At 55.6% G+C, this 16,574-nt stretch carries 13 protein-coding genes; 7 read left to right on the top strand and 6 right to left on the bottom strand.

All coding sequences use genetic code 11. From position 1 onward, the window contains the following. The first annotated feature begins 119 nt into the window (after nucleotides 1-119). Nucleotides 120-3,251, top strand: coding sequence for an L-glutamate gamma-semialdehyde dehydrogenase (locus tag AC2VLY_RS00370; RefSeq protein WP_486921579.1), 3,132 nt, complete (start codon nucleotides 120-122; stop codon nucleotides 3,249-3,251). A gap of 3 nt (nucleotides 3,252-3,254) precedes the next feature. Here the strand turns inward: AC2VLY_RS00370 and AC2VLY_RS00365 are convergent, their stop codons facing one another. The 6 genes from AC2VLY_RS00365 to metX all read right to left on the bottom strand — a co-directional run bounded on the left by AC2VLY_RS00365 (nucleotide 3,255) and on the right by metX (nucleotide 10,689). Beyond that, nucleotides 3,255-4,805 carry a SulP family inorganic anion transporter gene (locus tag AC2VLY_RS00365; RefSeq protein ID WP_300250208.1) on the bottom strand — a complete coding sequence of 517 codons (1,551 nt, stop codon included), beginning with the start codon at nucleotides 4,803-4,805 and terminating at the stop codon, nucleotides 3,255-3,257. Between the two features lie 174 nt (nucleotides 4,806-4,979). Further along, nucleotides 4,980-7,334, bottom strand: a complete 2,355-nt coding sequence (gene metE / locus AC2VLY_RS00360) for a 5-methyltetrahydropteroyltriglutamate--homocysteine S-methyltransferase (protein WP_486921578.1) — start codon at nucleotides 7,332-7,334, stop codon at nucleotides 4,980-4,982. A 95-nt stretch (nucleotides 7,335-7,429) separates the two neighbouring features. Further along, nucleotides 7,430-8,215, bottom strand: coding sequence for a bifunctional demethylmenaquinone methyltransferase/2-methoxy-6-polyprenyl-1,4-benzoquinol methylase UbiE (ubiE, locus tag AC2VLY_RS00355; RefSeq protein WP_300250213.1), 786 nt, complete (start codon nucleotides 8,213-8,215; stop codon nucleotides 7,430-7,432). Nucleotides 8,216-8,257: 42 nt separating this feature from the next. Continuing rightward, entirely contained in the window at nucleotides 8,258-8,914 is a 657-nt protein-coding gene (locus AC2VLY_RS00350) for a glutathione S-transferase family protein (RefSeq protein ID WP_193649820.1), read from the bottom strand. 21 nt (nucleotides 8,915-8,935) lie between these two features. Then, entirely contained in the window at nucleotides 8,936-9,541 is a 606-nt protein-coding gene (gene metW, locus AC2VLY_RS00345; protein WP_193649821.1) for a methionine biosynthesis protein MetW, read from the bottom strand. Continuing rightward, nucleotides 9,538-10,689 (bottom strand): homoserine O-succinyltransferase MetX, encoded by a 1,152-nt coding sequence (gene metX / locus AC2VLY_RS00340; protein WP_486892450.1) that lies wholly within the window; start codon nucleotides 10,687-10,689, stop codon nucleotides 9,538-9,540. The genes metW and metX overlap by 4 nt, the downstream gene beginning before the upstream one ends. 379 nt (nucleotides 10,690-11,068) lie before the next feature. Here metX and AC2VLY_RS00335 point away from each other — a divergent pair, with 379 nt between their 5' ends. The 6 genes from AC2VLY_RS00335 to ribB all read left to right on the top strand — a co-directional run. Then, nucleotides 11,069-11,854 carry a hypothetical protein gene (locus AC2VLY_RS00335; RefSeq protein WP_193649823.1) on the top strand — a complete coding sequence of 262 codons (786 nt, stop codon included), beginning with the start codon at nucleotides 11,069-11,071 and terminating at the stop codon, nucleotides 11,852-11,854. A gap of 105 nt (nucleotides 11,855-11,959) precedes the next feature. Next, a complete protein-coding gene (gene glyA, locus AC2VLY_RS00330) occupies nucleotides 11,960-13,204 on the top strand; it encodes a serine hydroxymethyltransferase (protein ID WP_142089386.1) in 1,245 nt (414 codons plus the stop codon). Between the two features lie 5 nt (nucleotides 13,205-13,209). Continuing rightward, nucleotides 13,210-13,713: a transcriptional regulator NrdR gene (gene nrdR, locus AC2VLY_RS00325; protein ID WP_193649886.1), complete on the top strand. Its 504-nt coding sequence runs from the start codon at nucleotides 13,210-13,212 to the stop codon at nucleotides 13,711-13,713. Beyond that, nucleotides 13,703-14,803 carry a bifunctional diaminohydroxyphosphoribosylaminopyrimidine deaminase/5-amino-6-(5-phosphoribosylamino)uracil reductase RibD gene (gene ribD / locus AC2VLY_RS00320; protein WP_300250224.1) on the top strand — a complete coding sequence of 367 codons (1,101 nt, stop codon included), beginning with the start codon at nucleotides 13,703-13,705 and terminating at the stop codon, nucleotides 14,801-14,803. The genes nrdR and ribD overlap by 11 nt, the downstream gene beginning before the upstream one ends. 3 nt (nucleotides 14,804-14,806) lie before the next feature. Beyond that, entirely contained in the window at nucleotides 14,807-15,463 is a 657-nt protein-coding gene (locus AC2VLY_RS00315) for a riboflavin synthase (RefSeq protein WP_486892934.1), read from the top strand. Beyond that, nucleotides 15,460-16,574: 3,4-dihydroxy-2-butanone-4-phosphate synthase (gene ribB, locus AC2VLY_RS00310; protein WP_486921577.1), on the top strand; the 1,115-nt coding region annotated here is incomplete at its 3' end. The genes AC2VLY_RS00315 and ribB, both read left to right, overlap by 4 nt.

Genomic DNA, 16,574 nt, shown 5'->3' with positions numbered 1-16,574 from the left:
ATTACAAGAGGTTGTAGCGCTGCAGTAGCCAAAAGCGCATAAAAACCCGTAAATGAAAAAAGGAGGCAGGCACAGGCTGATCATGAACCCGATTACCTGCTGCAAGGAGCCTTGTGGGAATGTCTCAAACCCGTTTACATACTATTTTGCCCAGTGATTTCAATGATTCTCCGGATTTTCTTCGGGAACCTGTGACGCTGCCACCCCCGTACCGGGATGAAAGTCAGCAGGTTGAAGCACTGCTGTCGGCGCTCAGCGGCAAGCTGAACTGGCTGAACGTCATCGATCATGCGCGGCCCTGGGTGGAGGCGGTGCGCAAGCAGCCAGCCCCGTTCTGGGCTCTGGAGTCGCTGTTAAGGGAGTACCCCATCACTAGCGCCGAAGGCTTGGCCTTGATGCGTCTGGCCGAGGCCCTGCTGCGCGTGCCCGATACCGGTACGGCGGCCTTGCTGGCGGCCGATCAGCTGGGCAGGGCACGCTTTGACGGTGAGGAAAAACAGTCCTGGATTACCCAGATTTCGGGTCGGGTGCTGATTCTATCCCGCCGTCTGCTCGCCGAAAAAGAAACACGCAGTCTGGTGCAACGACTGGGCATGAATACCGTCGTGACAGCAGCAGTGCGGGCCATTGCGCTACTGGGGCGGCAGTTTGTACTGGGGCAGGATCTTGGTGAGGCGCGCCGGCGCTCTGCCGAAGCCCGAAAAAAACAGCCCGCACTCTGCTATTCCTACGATATGTTGGGAGAAGGTGCCCGCAACAGTGCCGATGCAACCCGCTATGCGGCTTCTTATGAATCTGCCTTGCGCGTTTTGGCTACCCAACCCGGCAGTGGGGGTTCCCGGGAGCGGGATGGCATCTCCATCAAATTGTCAGCACTGCATCCGCGTTTTGAAGAAGCCCAGCGCGCCCGTCTGTGGAAAGAGCTGTTCCCCAAGTTGCAGCAACTGGCCGAGCTGGCGGCTCAGGGGCGTTTGAATCTGACGCTGGATGCGGAAGAAAGTGATCGTCTTGAGTTGCAGCTCGATTTGCTGGATGCCTTGCAACAGCATATTGCTGGGCAGGCCACTTGTGCGGGCTGGGACGGTCTCGGCATTGCCGTGCAGGCGTATCAGAGCCGGGCAGATGCTGCCATTGACGAAGTTCTGGCCCGAACGCGCCGCAATCAGAGCCATTTGATGATGCGGCTGGTCAAGGGCGCTTACTGGGATATGGAAATCAAAAGAGCCCAGGAGATGGGCTTGTCCGGGTATCCGGTGTTTACCCATAAACATCATACTGATATCAGCTATCTGGCCGGTGCGGCGCGGCTCCTTGAAAACGCCAACGGTCCTCAGGCGTTGGTCTACCCGCAATTCGCCACCCACAATGCAGCGACCATTGCTGCTGTTTTGCAATTGGCGGATCAACAACCCGATGCCCGTTTTGAGATGCAGCGTCTGCATGGCATGGGAGAAGGAATTTATCGGGAGGTTTTACGCCACGCCCGCATTCAGCACTTGCGGATATATGCCCCGGTGGGTCGTCATCGGGATCTGCTTGCCTATCTGGTCCGGCGACTTCTCGAAAACGCTGCCAACACGTCTTTTGTTCATCAGTTGGCTAATCAGCATGTGGCTGCCGCAGATCTGCTGGTCAGTCCGCTCTGGCGGGCGGAAGAGGCGGCCTTACCCAAACCCATAGAGATTTACGGCCATCTTCATGGTGAATTACGACTGAACAGCCAAGGAATGGATATGACTTACATTGCCGAACGTAGCCCCGCCCTGGAAGCCGCATTGGCCCTGCGGGTAAAAACCCCCGAAGAAATACCGGTGGAAGATATAGACCCGTTAATGCACGCACTGCACGCCGGGCAAATGCGCTGGGATGCGGTACCCGTCGAGCGTCGTGCCGAAATTTTGACCCGGGCGGCTGAGCTGCTGGAAACCCGGCAGGACAAATTGCTTTCCCTGATTATGCGCGAAGCACATAAAACTTTGGCAGATGCGGTTGCCGAACTGCGTGAGGCCGTAGATTTTTGCCGTTATTATGCCATTCAGGCCAAGGCGCTCATGCGCAAGGAAGCTCTGCCCGGTCCCACCGGTGAGGCTAACTCCCTGAGTCTGCGGGGGCGCGGTGTGTTCGTTTGTATCAGTCCCTGGAATTTTCCCCTGGCAATTTTTGCCGGGCAGGTCGTTGCGGCTCTGGTTACGGGCAATAGTGTGGCAGCCAAGCCCGCCGAGCAGACCATGGCCATTGCCCAGGCTTTTGTCGAACTTTTGTGGGAGGCCGGAGTTCCCCGCGATGTGCTGGCGCTGATGCCCGGTGCTGGCGAAACCGTAGGCGCGGCTCTGGTAGAGCATCCGCTGACTGGCGGCGTGGTGTTTACCGGTTCAACTGGTGTTGCTCGCCACATTCATCAGGGTCTGGCGGCCAAGGAAGGCCCCATTGTGCCCTTGATTGCCGAAACCGGCGGCATTAATGCCATGATTGTGGATTCTACGGCTCTGGCGGAACAGGTGGTGGATGCAGTGATTGCCTCGGCATTTCGTTCCGCCGGACAGCGATGTTCGGCACTGCGTCTGCTCTGTGTACAGGAAGAATGTGCAGAAGAAATTCTGACCATGCTCAAAGGGGCCATGCAGGAACTGGTGATTGGACCGACCATCCATTATGCCACCGATGTCGGACCCGTTATTGATGCCGAAGCGCAGACCAATATTCTGGCACAAATTGCCCGGGTGGAGCAGGGTGGGGGAAGATTACTGGCCCGTTGTGCCTGGCCCCCGTCTTTGCTGGAAAATGCCCGGGTTACGGATAATTCTGTAGTGTTGACCATGCAGGACGATCAGCAGCGTAATCTGCATTTTGTAGCCCCCTGTGCGTATGCCATTACCCATGTCAGTCAGGTTCGCGAGGAAATATTTGGTCCGGTGCTGCAGGTGGTCACCTGGAAAGCCGGACAGATTGATGCCCTGGTGGATGCCATCAACGCTTTGGGATTTGGGCTGACTTTAGGTGTCCAGACCCGGATTGATGGGCGGGCGGCACATATCGCTGCGCGGTCCCGCTGCGGCAATGTCTACGTAAACCGCAACATGATTGGCGCAGTGGTTGGTGTGCAACCGTTTGGTGGTGAAGGCTTGAGTGGAACCGGCCCGAAAGCCGGCGGTCCCCATTATTTATTGCGCATGGTGGCTGAACAGGCGCTGAGCATCAACACCACAGCAGCGGGAGGCAACGCGGAGCTGCTCTCCCAAGGCCGATTGTAAGGATTATACGGGGGCTTTGAGTATCGGTGTGTCGAAATTCTGCTCGCTTAACTGAATGTTTTTCAGTTCGGCGGCACGTTCGAAATCACGAATGACTTCAAGCACATCGTGATCAATGAAACGGACTTTTTTGCCATCCAGAATCACTTCGGCATCTTTGGGCAGTCTCTCCAGAATATGCGAGAGGCGCGCCTTGTTGACGAAGGTAACCTCCCTGTTCAGGGATATTTTGTAGGCGTTGCCCTCCCGTCCAATATCGATGGCGCTGTGATAGTTGGCTTTGAGGACGAAGAAAATACCCGTGAGCAGCCCGATCACCACGCCAGTAATCAGACTGGTGAACAAAATCGCAATAATGGTGATGAAGAAGGGCAAATACTGGGACTTATCCAGCCTGAACATTTTCCTGAAAATATTCGGATGGGCCAGTTTGAAACCGACGAAAATCAGGATGGAGGCCAAGGCTGCCAAGGGGATATGATTCATCAACGTAGCCAGAAATACGACGGCCAGCAACAGAAAAATCCCGTGCAGAAAGGCGCTGGCTTTGGTCCGAGCCCCGGCCGCCACGTTGGCCGTGCTCCGCACTATGACGGCGGCAACCGGAAGTCCACCAATGAGGCCGCTGGCGATGTTGGCCACTCCCTGTCCCAGCAGTTCGCGGTCAAGAGGGGTGCGTCTTTTGAAAGGATCCAGTTTGTCGGAGGCTTCTGTGGAAAGCAGGCTTTCCAGGCTGGCAATAAAGGTGATGGCGATAGCGGTCATCCATACGGTTTTTGAACCGATCATGCCCCAGTCAGGCATTTGCAGCATGCCCCTTAAGTCCGCCAGAGAACGAATTTCAGGCAGGTTGACCAGATTGCTTTTGTCGATGGCAAGCCCGGGCAGGGCATGGACAAACAGCACATTCAGGAGGGTTCCGAACACCACCGCCATCAACGGGCCGGAGAGCCAGGTCTGTTTGCGCAGGACGGCTATCTTATCCCAGACAATCAGGATGACCAGGGCCAGTACGCTGACCAGCAGCGCTCCCCATTCCACATGGGCGAGTGCGGCAATAACGGCACTGAAGGTGTTTTCTCCATGGGCATCAAAAAAATCCTGATTACCAAATTCGCCAATATCAAAACCAATGGCATAGGGAAATTGTTTGAGGATGATGATAATCCCGATGGCCGACAAAATACCCTGGATGACGGCCGACGGGAAAAAATAAGCCACCACCCCTGCACGCAAGAGCGCCAGAATAATCTGAATGCCGCCAGCAATAACCACAGCGAGCAGTAACGCCGGAAAACTGTGCAGGGTTTCCATGGCCACCAGCAGCGTGGCCACAATGGCTGGGGTGGGGCCACTGACGGCCAGGGGCGAGCGGCTGAACAGGGGAACCAGAACCCCACCCATGATGCCAGCGATCAAACCCGCAATCAGTGGGGTGCCGGAAGCCAGGGCGACTCCAAGACAGAGGGGCATGGCGACCAGAGCGACGACCACGGCGGCAGGCACATCGGCCCGCAGATTTTTGAGTGGGGAAAGATTGATTGACTGATTCATAAAAAGTTCCAAATAGATGGCATGAAACTGGTGAGTCGCGGAGCGCGGTGCAAGCAATCACTTGGTGTCTTTTTAATTGCCAGTGAGTCTATAAGGAGGGCTGGTAATCAGCAAGTATTAAAATATTAAAAAAGGCCCCGGATGGGGCCTTGTCAGTTTGAGGCGTGTATTCAATCAGGCGTGTTTGGCACGGACCTGTTTGGCTGCCTCGACCATATTTTCCAGAGCCGGGGTGACTTCTGCCCATTTGCGGGTTTTCAGACCACAGTCGGGGTTGATCCACAGACGCTCTGCGGGAACCACTTTGACCGCTTTTTCCATCAGGCCGACCATTTCTTCGACGCTGGGAACGCGGGGGGAGTGAATGTCATAGACGCCAGGTCCGATTTCGTTGGGGTAGTTGAAAGTGGCAAAAGCATCCAGCAACTCCATTTGTGAACGGGAGGTTTCAATGGTAATGACATCTGCATCCATGGCCGCAATGGCGGGGAGGATGTCATTGAACTCCGAGTAGCACATGTGGGTGTGAATCTGCACGTCATCCGGTGCAATTTGCGCAGAAATGCGGAATGCACGCGATGCCCAGTTCAGATACTGATCCCAGTCCTTGCGCTTCAGGGGGAGCCCTTCACGGTAGGCGGGTTCGTCAATCTGGATGATGCCGATGCCGGCGTCGATCAGGTCTTTGACCTCGTCGCGGATGGCCAGCGCAATTTGCAGTGCCGTTTTCTCACGGGGCTGATCATCGCGTACAAAAGACCATTGCAGGATGGTCACTGGTCCGGTGAGCATGCCTTTCATGGGCCGCTGGGTCAGGGACTGGGCATATTTGCTCCAGGTCACGGTCATGGGGGTAGGACGGGAGACGTCACCGAAAATCAACGGCGGCTTGACGTAGCGTGAGCCGTAACTCTGCACCCAGCCATGACGGGTGAAGGCGAATCCAGCGAGTTGTTCACCGAAGTATTCCACCATGTCATTGCGTTCGGGTTCGCCATGGACCGGCACGTCAATACCCAGACGTTCCTGTTCTTTCACGACCAGCGCAATTTCTGCTTCCATGGCTTTCTGGTAGTCGGCATTGCTCAGTTCGCCCTTGCGATTTTGCAGGCGGGCTTTACGAATTTCGGGAGTCTGCGGGAAACTGCCGATACTGGTGGTGGGGAATGCCGGCAGTTTGAAGCGAGCACGCTGTGCGGCTTCACGGGCCTGGAAAGCACTTTTGCGCTGACCGTCGTCCTTACCCAGCCCTTCCAGACGCTGGGCAACAGCCGGGTTGTGGATACGTGGTGAAGTTTTACGTGCTTGTACGGCGGCACGTGCGGTTGACAGTTCCTGCGCTACGGCTGCCACGCCTTCATTCAGGGCACGACCAATAATGGCAACTTCATCGAGCTTTTGTACGGAGAAAGCCAGCCATGATTTCAATTCGGCGTCGAGTTCGTTTTCCTGATCCAGATCAACCGGGGTGTGCAACAGGCTGCAGGAAGGCGCTACCCAGAGACAGTCTCCCAGCTGTTTATGTGCAGGTTCCAGGATCTTGATGGCAGCATCCAGGTCGGCGCGCCAAACATTGCGGCCATCTACCACGCCCAGAGAAAGCACTTTGTCAGCCGGATAATTTTTCAGGAAGCTCTCCAGCTGTTGCGGAGCGCGCCGCAAATCCAGATGCAGGCCGGCGACGGGAAGGGCTTTGAGAGCCTCGGCATGATCAGCTACTGAATCAAAATAGGTGGCCAGTAATACTTTGGGGCTTTTGCCCTTGCTGAGGGTCTGGTAGGCAGAGGCCATAGCCTCGAGCCATTCGGCGGGCAGATCCAGTGCCAGAGCGGGTTCATCCATTTGTACCCACTCCACGCCCATGCTGGCAAGACGCTCCAGAATTTCGGCATAAACAGGTAGAACCTTGGGCAGCAATGTCAGACGATCAAAGCAGGCATTACCCACCGGCGCACCGTGACCATGACAGGCACTGTCGTCATGATGATGTTGCGCTTCGTGATGGGCTTCGGCATTCAGGTCTTTTTCCTTGCCCAGCCACAGGTAGGTGATGGGGCCGACCAGCACGGGCTTGGTCTTGAGGCCGAGAGCCTGGGCTTCTTTGATCTGGTCAAACAGGCGTTCGCTGCTCAGGCGGAACTCCATGTTTTCATGGAATTCCGGCACAATAAAGTGATAGTTGGCATCAAACCATTTGGTCATTTCCATGGCGGGCTGGGTGCTGGAACCGCGTGCCATGGCAAAAAAAGTGTCCAGACCCACCTGACCGCCGGAGAATCCGTAACGGGGAGGAATGGCACCGAGGGTGCAGCTCATGTCCAGCATGTGATCGTAGAGGCTGAAATCACCAACCGGGATGAAGTCCATCCCACAGGTCTGCTGGATTTTCCAGTGACGGTCACGCAACTGGGCAGCGCGGGACTGCAGTTCCTGCTCATCAATTTCTTTGGACCAGAAGCATTCCAGCGCTTTTTTGAGTTCGCGTTTATGACCGATACGCGGAAAACCGAGACTGTGGACGGACGTCATGGGCATTACTCCTCTGCGAAAATTGTCGCCATCATGCCCTGCCCGGAGTCTCGGCTCAAGAGGGAATTTTTAGGCATTAAGATGAAAAGCATTCATCAATCCATACGAAAGCCGCGATGCAGGGCGACAATACCACCCGATAGGTTGAACACCTCAACCCGTTCCAGACCGGCTTCTTCCATCATCATTTTGAAGGTTTCCTGATCGGGAAAGCGGCGGATGGATTCCACCAGATATTGATAGCTGTCCCGATCCCTGGCGACGAGTTCACCGATACGCGGCAGGAGCTTAAATGAATACATATCATAAATGGACTGCAAGCCCGGCCAGCGCGGGTGTGAGAACTCCAGAATCAACGCCCGCCCGCCGGTTTTGAGGACGCGGTGAATTTCCTTCAAGGCCCGTTCGGGATGGGTCATGTTGCGGATGCCAAAGGCCAGGGTGACCAGATCAAATTCACGGTCTGGAAAGGGGAGTTCCTCCGCATTGGCTTCGACAAACTCAACCCCGGCGATGATGCCCTTATCCGCCAGTCGGTTTTCTCCAACCGCCAGCATTTCCGGATTGATATCAGAGACCACAATGGAACCATTGGGTTTGATGCGCGGATAAATGGCGGCAGCCAGATCACCCGTGCCTCCGGCGAGATCCAGCACCCGCTGGCCGGGACGGGGGCGGGCCAAATCTACCGTGAAGCGTTTCCACAGGCGATGCACACCCAATGACATCAGGTCGTTCATCAGGTCGTATTTACCCGCGACATTGCTGAAAACCCCTTTGACCAGGTGTTCTTTTTCCGTTTCCGGGACTTCCTGATAACCAAAGTGGGTGGTGGGCACGAGCGCCTGATCCTGCATGTCCTGTCCCTGTTGATCACTCATACGCATGACTCCTGTGCAAATCGTAAATGCGGCAGCTTGTATTCATACTGAGCGTAGCAAAAGACTGCCTTTTTCGCTGATATAATTCCGCAGCCGTTCGGGAAAGTCGGCAGTTACGGAGCCTGCTACCTCGGGTAATTCCATGAGTAAGGCGGTCCAGCGGCGCAGTTTGCCCAAGGATTCCCAACGCGGCAATGGCCGCAATGCGTGCAGAATTTCCATGCGCATGAATAAGGGAGCAAAGGCGGCATCCACCAGACTGAAATGTTGACCCGCAAAAAATGGTCCTTCGGCCATGTTTTTTTCCAGCCGCTCCAGCTTGTCAAAAAGCTGGCGACTGGCCGCCGTAAAGCGTTCTTCACCCTGGGCTACCATCATCTGGAACTGATCACCAATCATTTCGCTGCCAAAGGCAATCCAGGCGCGGTGCCGGGCACGTTCCAGCGGGTCAGCAGGATGCAGTGGCGGTGCAATGGTTTCATCCAGATATTCATTAATCACCTGAGACTCGAACAGTACGGCGTCAGTGCCGATTTTCAGGCAGGGGACTCTGCCCATGGGCGAAAGTTCGAGAAACCATTCGGGTTTATGGGCCAGGTCAATATGCGTCAGTTTGAAGACTATCTGCTTGTGCAGCAGGGTAATCACCGAACGCTGTACATAGGGGCAGAGGGGGAAGCTGATCAGTTCCAGGGTCATGGCGTTCTCCTCGCATGAGCTTCAGCGTGCGACCAGGGCGCAACGATATAAAGCAACTTCTCCAAATAGGTTGGGTAACAAACGGTTGCGCCAAGTGCTGCGCCGCCGCTCATTGAGCACGACCCGTTGATGGATGGCGATGCCGTTGTCGGCACAGAGTTGTTCAAAGTCGCGAATCGTACACAGGTGGATGTTGGGAGTATCGTACCACGTATGGGGCAAGGCGTCTGTGGTGGGCATTTTGCCCAGCACGCCCAGTTGCCAGCGCGCATGCCAGTGTCCCATATTGGGAAAGGTGACAATGACCTCCCGGCCGACGCGTAACATTTCCAGTAATAACTGACGGGGATAGGTAGAAGCCTGCAGGGTCAGGGAAAGGACTACCGTATCGACACTCTGGTCGGCAAAATTTTTGAGTCCCTGATCAAGATCCTGCTGAATGACCGGAATTCCGCGCCGGATAGCGGCGACGACCCGGTCTTCCTCAATTTCTACCCCATAACCTTGCACATCCTTTTCGGCGCGCAAATAGGCCAGCAGTTCTCCTTCCCCGCAGCCCAGATCGAGAATGCGGCTTTGCGGGGGAATCCATTCGGCGATGATGGCCAGATCCTGGCGTAGCTTCATAGTCCGATTTCCTCTGCAACACGTTGCAGATAAGTGCCGAGAACGGCTACATATTGGGGAATAGGCATTAAAAAGGAATCGTGGCCGTGGGTGGCTTCAATTTCCGCATAGCTGACGTCGCGATTACAGGTATACAGTGCCTGCACGATTTCGCGGGAGCGTTCCGGGGAAAACCGCCAGTCAGAACTGAAAGAGACCACTAAAAATGCCGCTTGTACCCGGGCAAAGGCTTCCGCCAGATTGCCGCCATACGCACTGGCCGGATCAAAATAATCCAATGCCTTGGTAATATATAAATAGCTGTTGGCATCAAAGCGTTCTACAAAACTTGAACCCTGATAGCGCAAATAACTTTCCACTTCAAAATCCACATCAAAACCAAAGGAAAAGGCCTTGCCGCCCCGGGTGTCCCGACCGAATTTGGTGCGCATGGCGTCATCAGACAGATAGGTGATGTGGCCGATCATCCGCGCCAGTGACAGTCCCCGGCGCGGTTTGGTGTCATGGGCATAATAGCGGCCATTGTGAAAATCCGGATCCGTCATGATGGCCTGACGACAAACTTCGTTGAAGGCGATGTTCTGCGCCGTCAGTTTGGGCGCAGCAGCAATGACCACGGCGTTACGCAGCCGGTCCGGATAATCCATGCTCCATTGCATAACCTGCATGCCACCCAGGCTACCGCCAATAACCGCTGCCCATTGTTCAATCTCCAGATGATCGGCCAGGTCGGCCTGGGTTTTTACCCAGTCGCGGACGGTGACCATAGGAAAATCCAGACCCCAGGGACTGCCGGTTTCAGGATTGATGCTGGCTGGACCCGTTGAGCCTTTGCAGGACCCGATAAAATTCGCGCAGACGAAAAAAAACTGTTCAGTATCCATGGCCTTGCCGGGTCCAAGCAGATGCTCCCACCAGCCCGGCTTACGATCATCCATGTGGTGATATCCGGCAGCGTGATGATCACCAGAAAGCGCATGGCAGAGTAAAATCGCGTTACTGTGATCCTTGTTCAAGGCCCCATAACTTTCATAAACCAGGGTGTAACCCGGCAAGCTGCGCCCACACTCCAGTTGCAGGTCAGCTGGAAAAGTGACCGTCTGCGGGGTTACCAGTCCAACGGAATCAGCGGGTATCTGAGCAGGCATTGTGTGCTTTTCTAATCATCAAACAGAGCCGGAAGAGTCTAAACTTCAAGACCGTCGGCGACAAGCGGCGTAAGTCGGCAGTATTTTGTGTTTATGCTAACGGCAGTTGCCGTGGGTGCTTTTTGCTCCATTGTTCCTCGCCTGTTGTTCCAAGGCTCATCCTGCTGTCAGGAGAGAACTCGCCCTGCGTGCTCAAACAGCTCTCCTGACGGGCGCAGGATTTCGCCAAGAACAACAACGGCTCAGAACAAAAGTCGCGGCAAAGCACCCACGGCAACTGATGTTTTTAGGTTTATGCGCCTTGATGGTTTAGAATCAAAAGAGATAGCATGAGCGACAAGTTGTGCTTGGCCGTGTGTCATGTTGCTGGGAGATGATTTTGGCCTGGAAGTGGGTAAATCGTGTAGTGAGCTGGGTCGAGGGAGGTGCCGAGCTGGTAGTAGCCCGTCCTCGGCCATGGCTGCTGCTTTCCGCTGCAGCATTGGTGTTTGCGGCCATTCCCTTTCCCGAATGGTTGATGTACGCCATTGCGCCCTTTGGCCTGCTGTTTGGCCTGGAAATCGCTGCCAATACCGATGAAGAAACGGAATCTTACACGAACCGACAAATGCGGCATGCCCTCCATGTGGCGGTGGTGTGGGGAATGCTTTTTGCCGTTTTTGGCATAATTTTCGAATTTGGCCAGGACATAGTGGTCATGGGCAGCTTGCTGGCCGGGATCAATATTCCCTGGCATGACGACTCGGGCATGGGTCAGGGATTCTGGGGCTGGTGGTTCGCTTTCGGACAGCGCTTCTCAGATTTGTCGCTAATGCCTTACTTCTGGTTCTCTCCGGCTTTTTTCGGGATTGCCCTTGCCTTGCACAAAGGACATGGCTGGCTGGAGTCAGAAGTGGAAACTACGCTCACCCTGCTGTTCAGGCCGGAATTGCGGGATCCTCTGATCGGTCTCTGGGCCGTCATTTTGCTGGCTAATCTGTTTATGCCGGCTTTTTCCCAGTTGTGGTTGGGCTTGATTGTCTGGGTGTTGGGTCCACCGGTCATCCATGTGGCCTATCAGGATATTTTTGCTGACAAGCGGCGTCCTCCCCGAAAAAAGAAAGAAAAGAAGGCCGCCCGTTTTGTACTCGGCCATCATCCTCAGCCGGTGCGTGTCAAACTCTGATGAGTTTCATTCATGACTTGCACGCATTTTTTACCCTTGCCGTTCGTTCTTGCATCCATTAGTGTCTAGCCACAAATTTTCCGGAAGTTTTTGAAGGAGTGCACCATGTTTTCCAAAACCCTCAGTATTGCTGATTTTGATCCTGCACTATGGGATGCCATGTGTAAGGAAACCCAGCGTCAGGAAGATCATGTGGAACTCATTGCTTCTGAAAACTACGCCAGCCCCATGGTAATGGTGGCGCAAGGCTCGGTGCTGACCAACAAGTATGCCGAGGGTTATCCGGGCAAGCGCTATTATGGTGGTTGCGAGTATGTGGACGTTGCTGAACAGTTGGCCATTGATCGGGCTCTGGAACTGTTCGGCGCAGAACACGCCAATGTTCAGGCCCATTCCGGTTCTCAGGCTAACCAGGCTGTTTACCTTTCGGTATTGAAGCCGGGTGACAAAATTATGGGAATGAGTCTGGCGCATGGTGGACATCTGACCCACGGAGCCAAAGTCAATGTTTCGGGTAAGCTGTTTCAGGTGGCCGCTTATGGGGTGCGCGCTGAAGATGGCCGAATTGATTATGAGGCAATGGCAGCACAGGCTGAGCAGGAACGTCCCAAAATGATCGTCGCCGGGGCCAGTGCCTATTCGCGCATTATCGATTTCGAAAGGATCGGTGAAATTGCCCGGAGTATTGGCGCTTATTTGCTGGTGGACATGGCCCACATTGCCGGATTGGTGGCGGCCGGTTTACATCCCAGCCCTGTACCCCATGCGGATTTTGTCACCACCACGACCCACAAAACCTTGCGCGGACCGCGTGGTGGTCTCATCCTTTGTCGGGAAGAATATGCCAAGAAGGTCAACTCTTTGATCTTCCCTGGCTTGCAGGGTGGTCCTCTGATGCACGTGATTGCCGGTAAGGCGGTAGCTTTCCGTGAAGCTTTGCAGCCGGAGTTCAAAACCTATCAGCAGCAGGTCATTCGCAACGCCCAGTCGCTGAGTCAGGTACTTGCCGGGCGAGGTTATACAGCCGTGTCAGGCGGTACGGATAATCACCTTTTCCTCCTCAATCTGGGCGAAAAGGTGACCGGTAAGGAAGCAGAGGAAGCGCTGGGTCAGGCGCACATCACGGTCAACAAAAACGCAGTGCCTTTCGATACCCGTCCGCCAGCGGTGACCAGTGGTATTCGCATCGGCACCCCGGCAGCAACCACCCGTGGCTTTGCAGAAGCGGAAATGCAGCGCTTGGGCAAGGGGATCGCCGATGTGCTGGATGCTCCCGCAGATGCCGCAGTGATTGCCCGGGTCAAGGCGGATATGACTGCCCTGTGCAAGCAGTTTCCGGTGTACGGCTAGGTTCCGTGCATTGTCCGTTCTGCGCCTTCGCTGACACCCGGGTGGTGGATTCCCGTCTTGCGGATGAGGGCGGGACGGTGCGGCGCCGTCGGGAATGTCCGCAATGTAATCAACGTTTTACGACTTTTGAGCGTGCCGAACTCGCTTTGCCCATGGTGGTTAAAACCGACGGGCGTCGTGAGTCTTTTAACGAAGACAAATTGCAGCGTGGTTTGACGCGGGCGCTGAGCAAGCGTCCGGTCGCCACCGAGCAGGTTGATGCAGCCCTGCGTTTGATTCAACGGCGTCTTCGCGAAAGAGGTGAACGCGAAGTGCCGGCGCGCCTCATTGGCGAACTGGTTATGGAAGCTTTGCGCGGCCTCGATCCGGTGGCTTATGTGCGTTTCGCTTCGGTGTACCGGCGTTTTGAAGATGTGGATGCATTCAGTGCGGAAATTGCCCGCCTGAAAGAGGGCCCCCATCCCGATCAGCAACAGGTACCCGGAAAAGGCCGTTCTGGTGCTGACTGAGCAGGACCATCATTTCATGGAAATGGCCCTGGACCTGGCGAACCGGGGTTTATATTCGACGCACCCTAATCCGCGAGTGGGTGCGGTGGTGGTGCAGGAAGGGATCGTTGTTGGCCGTGGCGCTCACCTTTTTGCTGGTGAAGCCCATGCCGAAGTGCTGGCCCTTGCCGAAGCCGGAGCGGCGTCGCGTGCGGCGACCGTTTACGTCACCCTCGAACCCTGCAGTCATCAGGGGCGGACCGGCCCCTGTGCGGACGCCCTGATGGCCGCAGGGGTGAAACGGGTGGTGGTGGCGGTTCAGGATCCCAATCCCCTGGTTTCCGGGCAGGGCATTGCCCGGCTCAGAGCCGCTGGCATCGAGGTTGAACTGGGCTGTTGCGAAGCCGAAAGTCGTGCGCTGAACCCCGGATTTTTCATGCGCATGGAAGGCGGGCGTCCCTGGATTCGCTTAAAGCAGGCAGTCAGTCTGGATGCAGGGGTGGCGCTGGGCAATGGACAAAGTCAGTGGTTGACCGGCACCTTGGCGCGCGCTGATGTGCAAAAAGAGCGGGCCAGCGCCAGTGCCATCCTGGTGGGGATTGGCACGGTTCTGGCCGACAACCCGCGCCTAGCCCCGCGTCTGGATATTCCACTGCGCCGGTATCCGGTGAAGGTGGTTTTGGACACCCATTTGCGGACCCCGGCAGATGCGGCAATGTTTGCTTCACCTGGCGCAGTCTGGATTTGTCATGGGCTGGGCCTGCCGGACTCAGCCAAAAAAATGCTGCAAGCAGCAGGTGCAGAGTTGTTGGCGGTGCCTGTTGATGGCGAGCAACTGGATTGTCCGGCAGTCATGCGCATTTTGGCAGAGAGACAAATCAATGAAGTGTTGGCAGAGGCTGGTCCGGGCCTGGCCAGTACCCTGTTTGCGGCCGGGTTGGTCGATGAGTGGTTGCTCTATATGGCGCCCATGCTCCTCGGCCAGGGGGCATTGCCAGCCATGCAGGTTGGTCCTTTTCAACAACTGACCGAAGCGCCGCGCTGGCGGAGTCTTCGGGTCGAGTCGCTGGGTAATGATCTGAAATGGACCCTGGGTCCGCAGGAGCGTTGATTCATGTTCACCGGTATTATTGAGGCCTTGGGTCAGGTTCGCCAATTGCATCCTCAGGGCGGTGATTTTCGGATGACGCTCGCCTCTGGCGGGCTGGATCTGGGTGATGTCAAACTCGGTGACAGTATTGCTGTATCGGGTGTTTGTCTGACCGTAGTAGAACTGTACAAAGACGGGTTTGCCGTGGATATTTCCCGTGAGACCCTGGACAAGACCCTGCTGGGTAGCCTGAAATCAGGTAGTGCAGTGAATCTCGAAAAAGCGCTGCGTCTGGCTGACCGTCTGGGCGGTCATCTGGTAGCTGGTCATGTGGATGGGGTCGGACAAATCCATAGTGTGCATAATTCCGGACGTTCACAGGTTTTTGCGGTGACCGCACCGCGCGAGCTGCTGCGCTATATCGCCGCCAAAGGCAGTATTTGCGTGGATGGTATCAGTTTGACCGTCAATGCGCTGGAAGGTGAGCAATTTATGCTGAATCTGATTCCCCATACACTGACGAATACGACTGCATCAGCCTGGCGTGCGGGTCAGGCGGTCAATCTCGAAGTGGACCTGATTGCCCGTTATCTGGAACGTTGGGTAGCGACAGAGGCGGAGTCGGGGCTAAAATCGGAAATCACCCGCGAATCGTTAGCTGCCAAAGGATATCCCGTATGAGTGAAGGTAAAATCAGTCCCGCCGAAGAAATTATTGCCGAAATTGCAGCGGGTCGTATGGTGATCCTCATGGATGACGAGGGCCGTGAAAATGAGGGTGACCTGATCATGGCAGCGGAATTCGTGACTCCCGCTGCCATCAATTTTATGGTGACCCAGGCACGCGGACTGGTCTGTCTGCCTTTAACCCGGGAGCGCTGCCAACAGCTGCGTCTGCCGCAAATGGTCGGGCATAATACGGCCAGCCTTGGAACCGCCTTTACGGTATCCATTGAAGCGGCACGGGGGGTGACTACGGGCATTTCGGCAGCCGACCGGGCAGCCACTGTTCAGGCCGCCATTGCTGAAAATGCTGTTCCCGAAGATCTGGTCATGCCCGGACATATTTTCCCCCTTGCTGCCGAGCCGGGTGGGGTTCTGGTTCGTGCCGGGCATACCGAAGCGGCCGTGGATCTGGCACGACTGGCGGGTTGTCAGCCAGCAGGTGTGATTTGCGAAATTCTCAATGCCGATGGGGAAATGGCTCGTTTACCCGATCTGCTTCCCTATGCAGCGGAGCATGGACTTAAAATTGGCACCATTGCGGACTTGATCCGCTATCGCCTTGAAAGAGAGCGGATTGTCGAGCGTCAAGCCCAGGGACCCTGGCAGAGTCCCTATGGAGAATTCCAGCTAACAGTTTATCGGGACTGGGTAGCGAAAGAAACGCATTTTGCCCTGGTCATGGGTGAAGTGGCGGCTACAGAAAGTCCCGTGCTGGTGCGTGTTCAGGTAGGTAAAACCCTGAATGATCTGTTTGCGGGAGCGGCCAGTCCCAATACGCGCGCGTTAGAGCGGATTGCGGCAGAGGGTCGGGGCGTGCTGGTGTACTTGCACCATGAAGAAAGAGTGGAAGAGCTGGTCCAGGAAGTATCTGCCTTGCCGGAAATGCCCAAAGGACCCGGGCAGGCTGGAGATGCTGGTCGGGTTTTGCGTACTTTTGGTATTGGCGCACAAATCCTCACGGATCTGGGCGTGCATCGTGCCGAGGTGCTGAGTGACAGCCATTTCCAGTACCGGGGTATTGGCGGATTTGGTCTCGAAATTGTGGGCCAGCGTCCATTTCAGGAAAA

It is taken from the genome of Acidithiobacillus sp. TH-A36, from assembly GCF_057473445.1.
The sequence above is the reverse complement of the archived record's forward strand: the minus strand, read 5'-3'. Positions and strand labels throughout refer to the sequence as shown.

Bases quoted from the DNA above. Each gene is read 5' to 3' on its own strand.
- AC2VLY_RS00370 (WP_486921579.1), top strand. From the start codon at position 120: ATGTCTCAAACCCGTTTACATACTATTTTGCCCAGTGATTTCAATGAT.
- AC2VLY_RS00365 (WP_300250208.1), bottom strand. From the start codon at position 4,805: ATGAATCAGTCAATCAATCTTTCCCCACTCAAAAATCTGCGGGCCGAT.
- metE (WP_486921578.1), bottom strand. From the start codon at position 7,334: ATGACGTCCGTCCACAGTCTCGGTTTTCCGCGTATCGGTCATAAACGC.
- ubiE (WP_300250213.1), bottom strand. From the start codon at position 8,215: ATGAGTGATCAACAGGGACAGGACATGCAGGATCAGGCGCTCGTGCCC.
- AC2VLY_RS00350 (WP_193649820.1), bottom strand. From the start codon at position 8,914: ATGACCCTGGAACTGATCAGCTTCCCCCTCTGCCCCTATGTACAGCGT.
- metW (WP_193649821.1), bottom strand. From the start codon at position 9,541: ATGAAGCTACGCCAGGATCTGGCCATCATCGCCGAATGGATTCCCCCG.
- metX (WP_486892450.1), bottom strand. From the start codon at position 10,689: ATGCCTGCTCAGATACCCGCTGATTCCGTTGGACTGGTAACCCCGCAG.
- glyA (WP_142089386.1), top strand. From the start codon at position 11,960: ATGTTTTCCAAAACCCTCAGTATTGCTGATTTTGATCCTGCACTATGG.
- AC2VLY_RS00315 (WP_486892934.1), top strand. From the start codon at position 14,807: ATGTTCACCGGTATTATTGAGGCCTTGGGTCAGGTTCGCCAATTGCAT.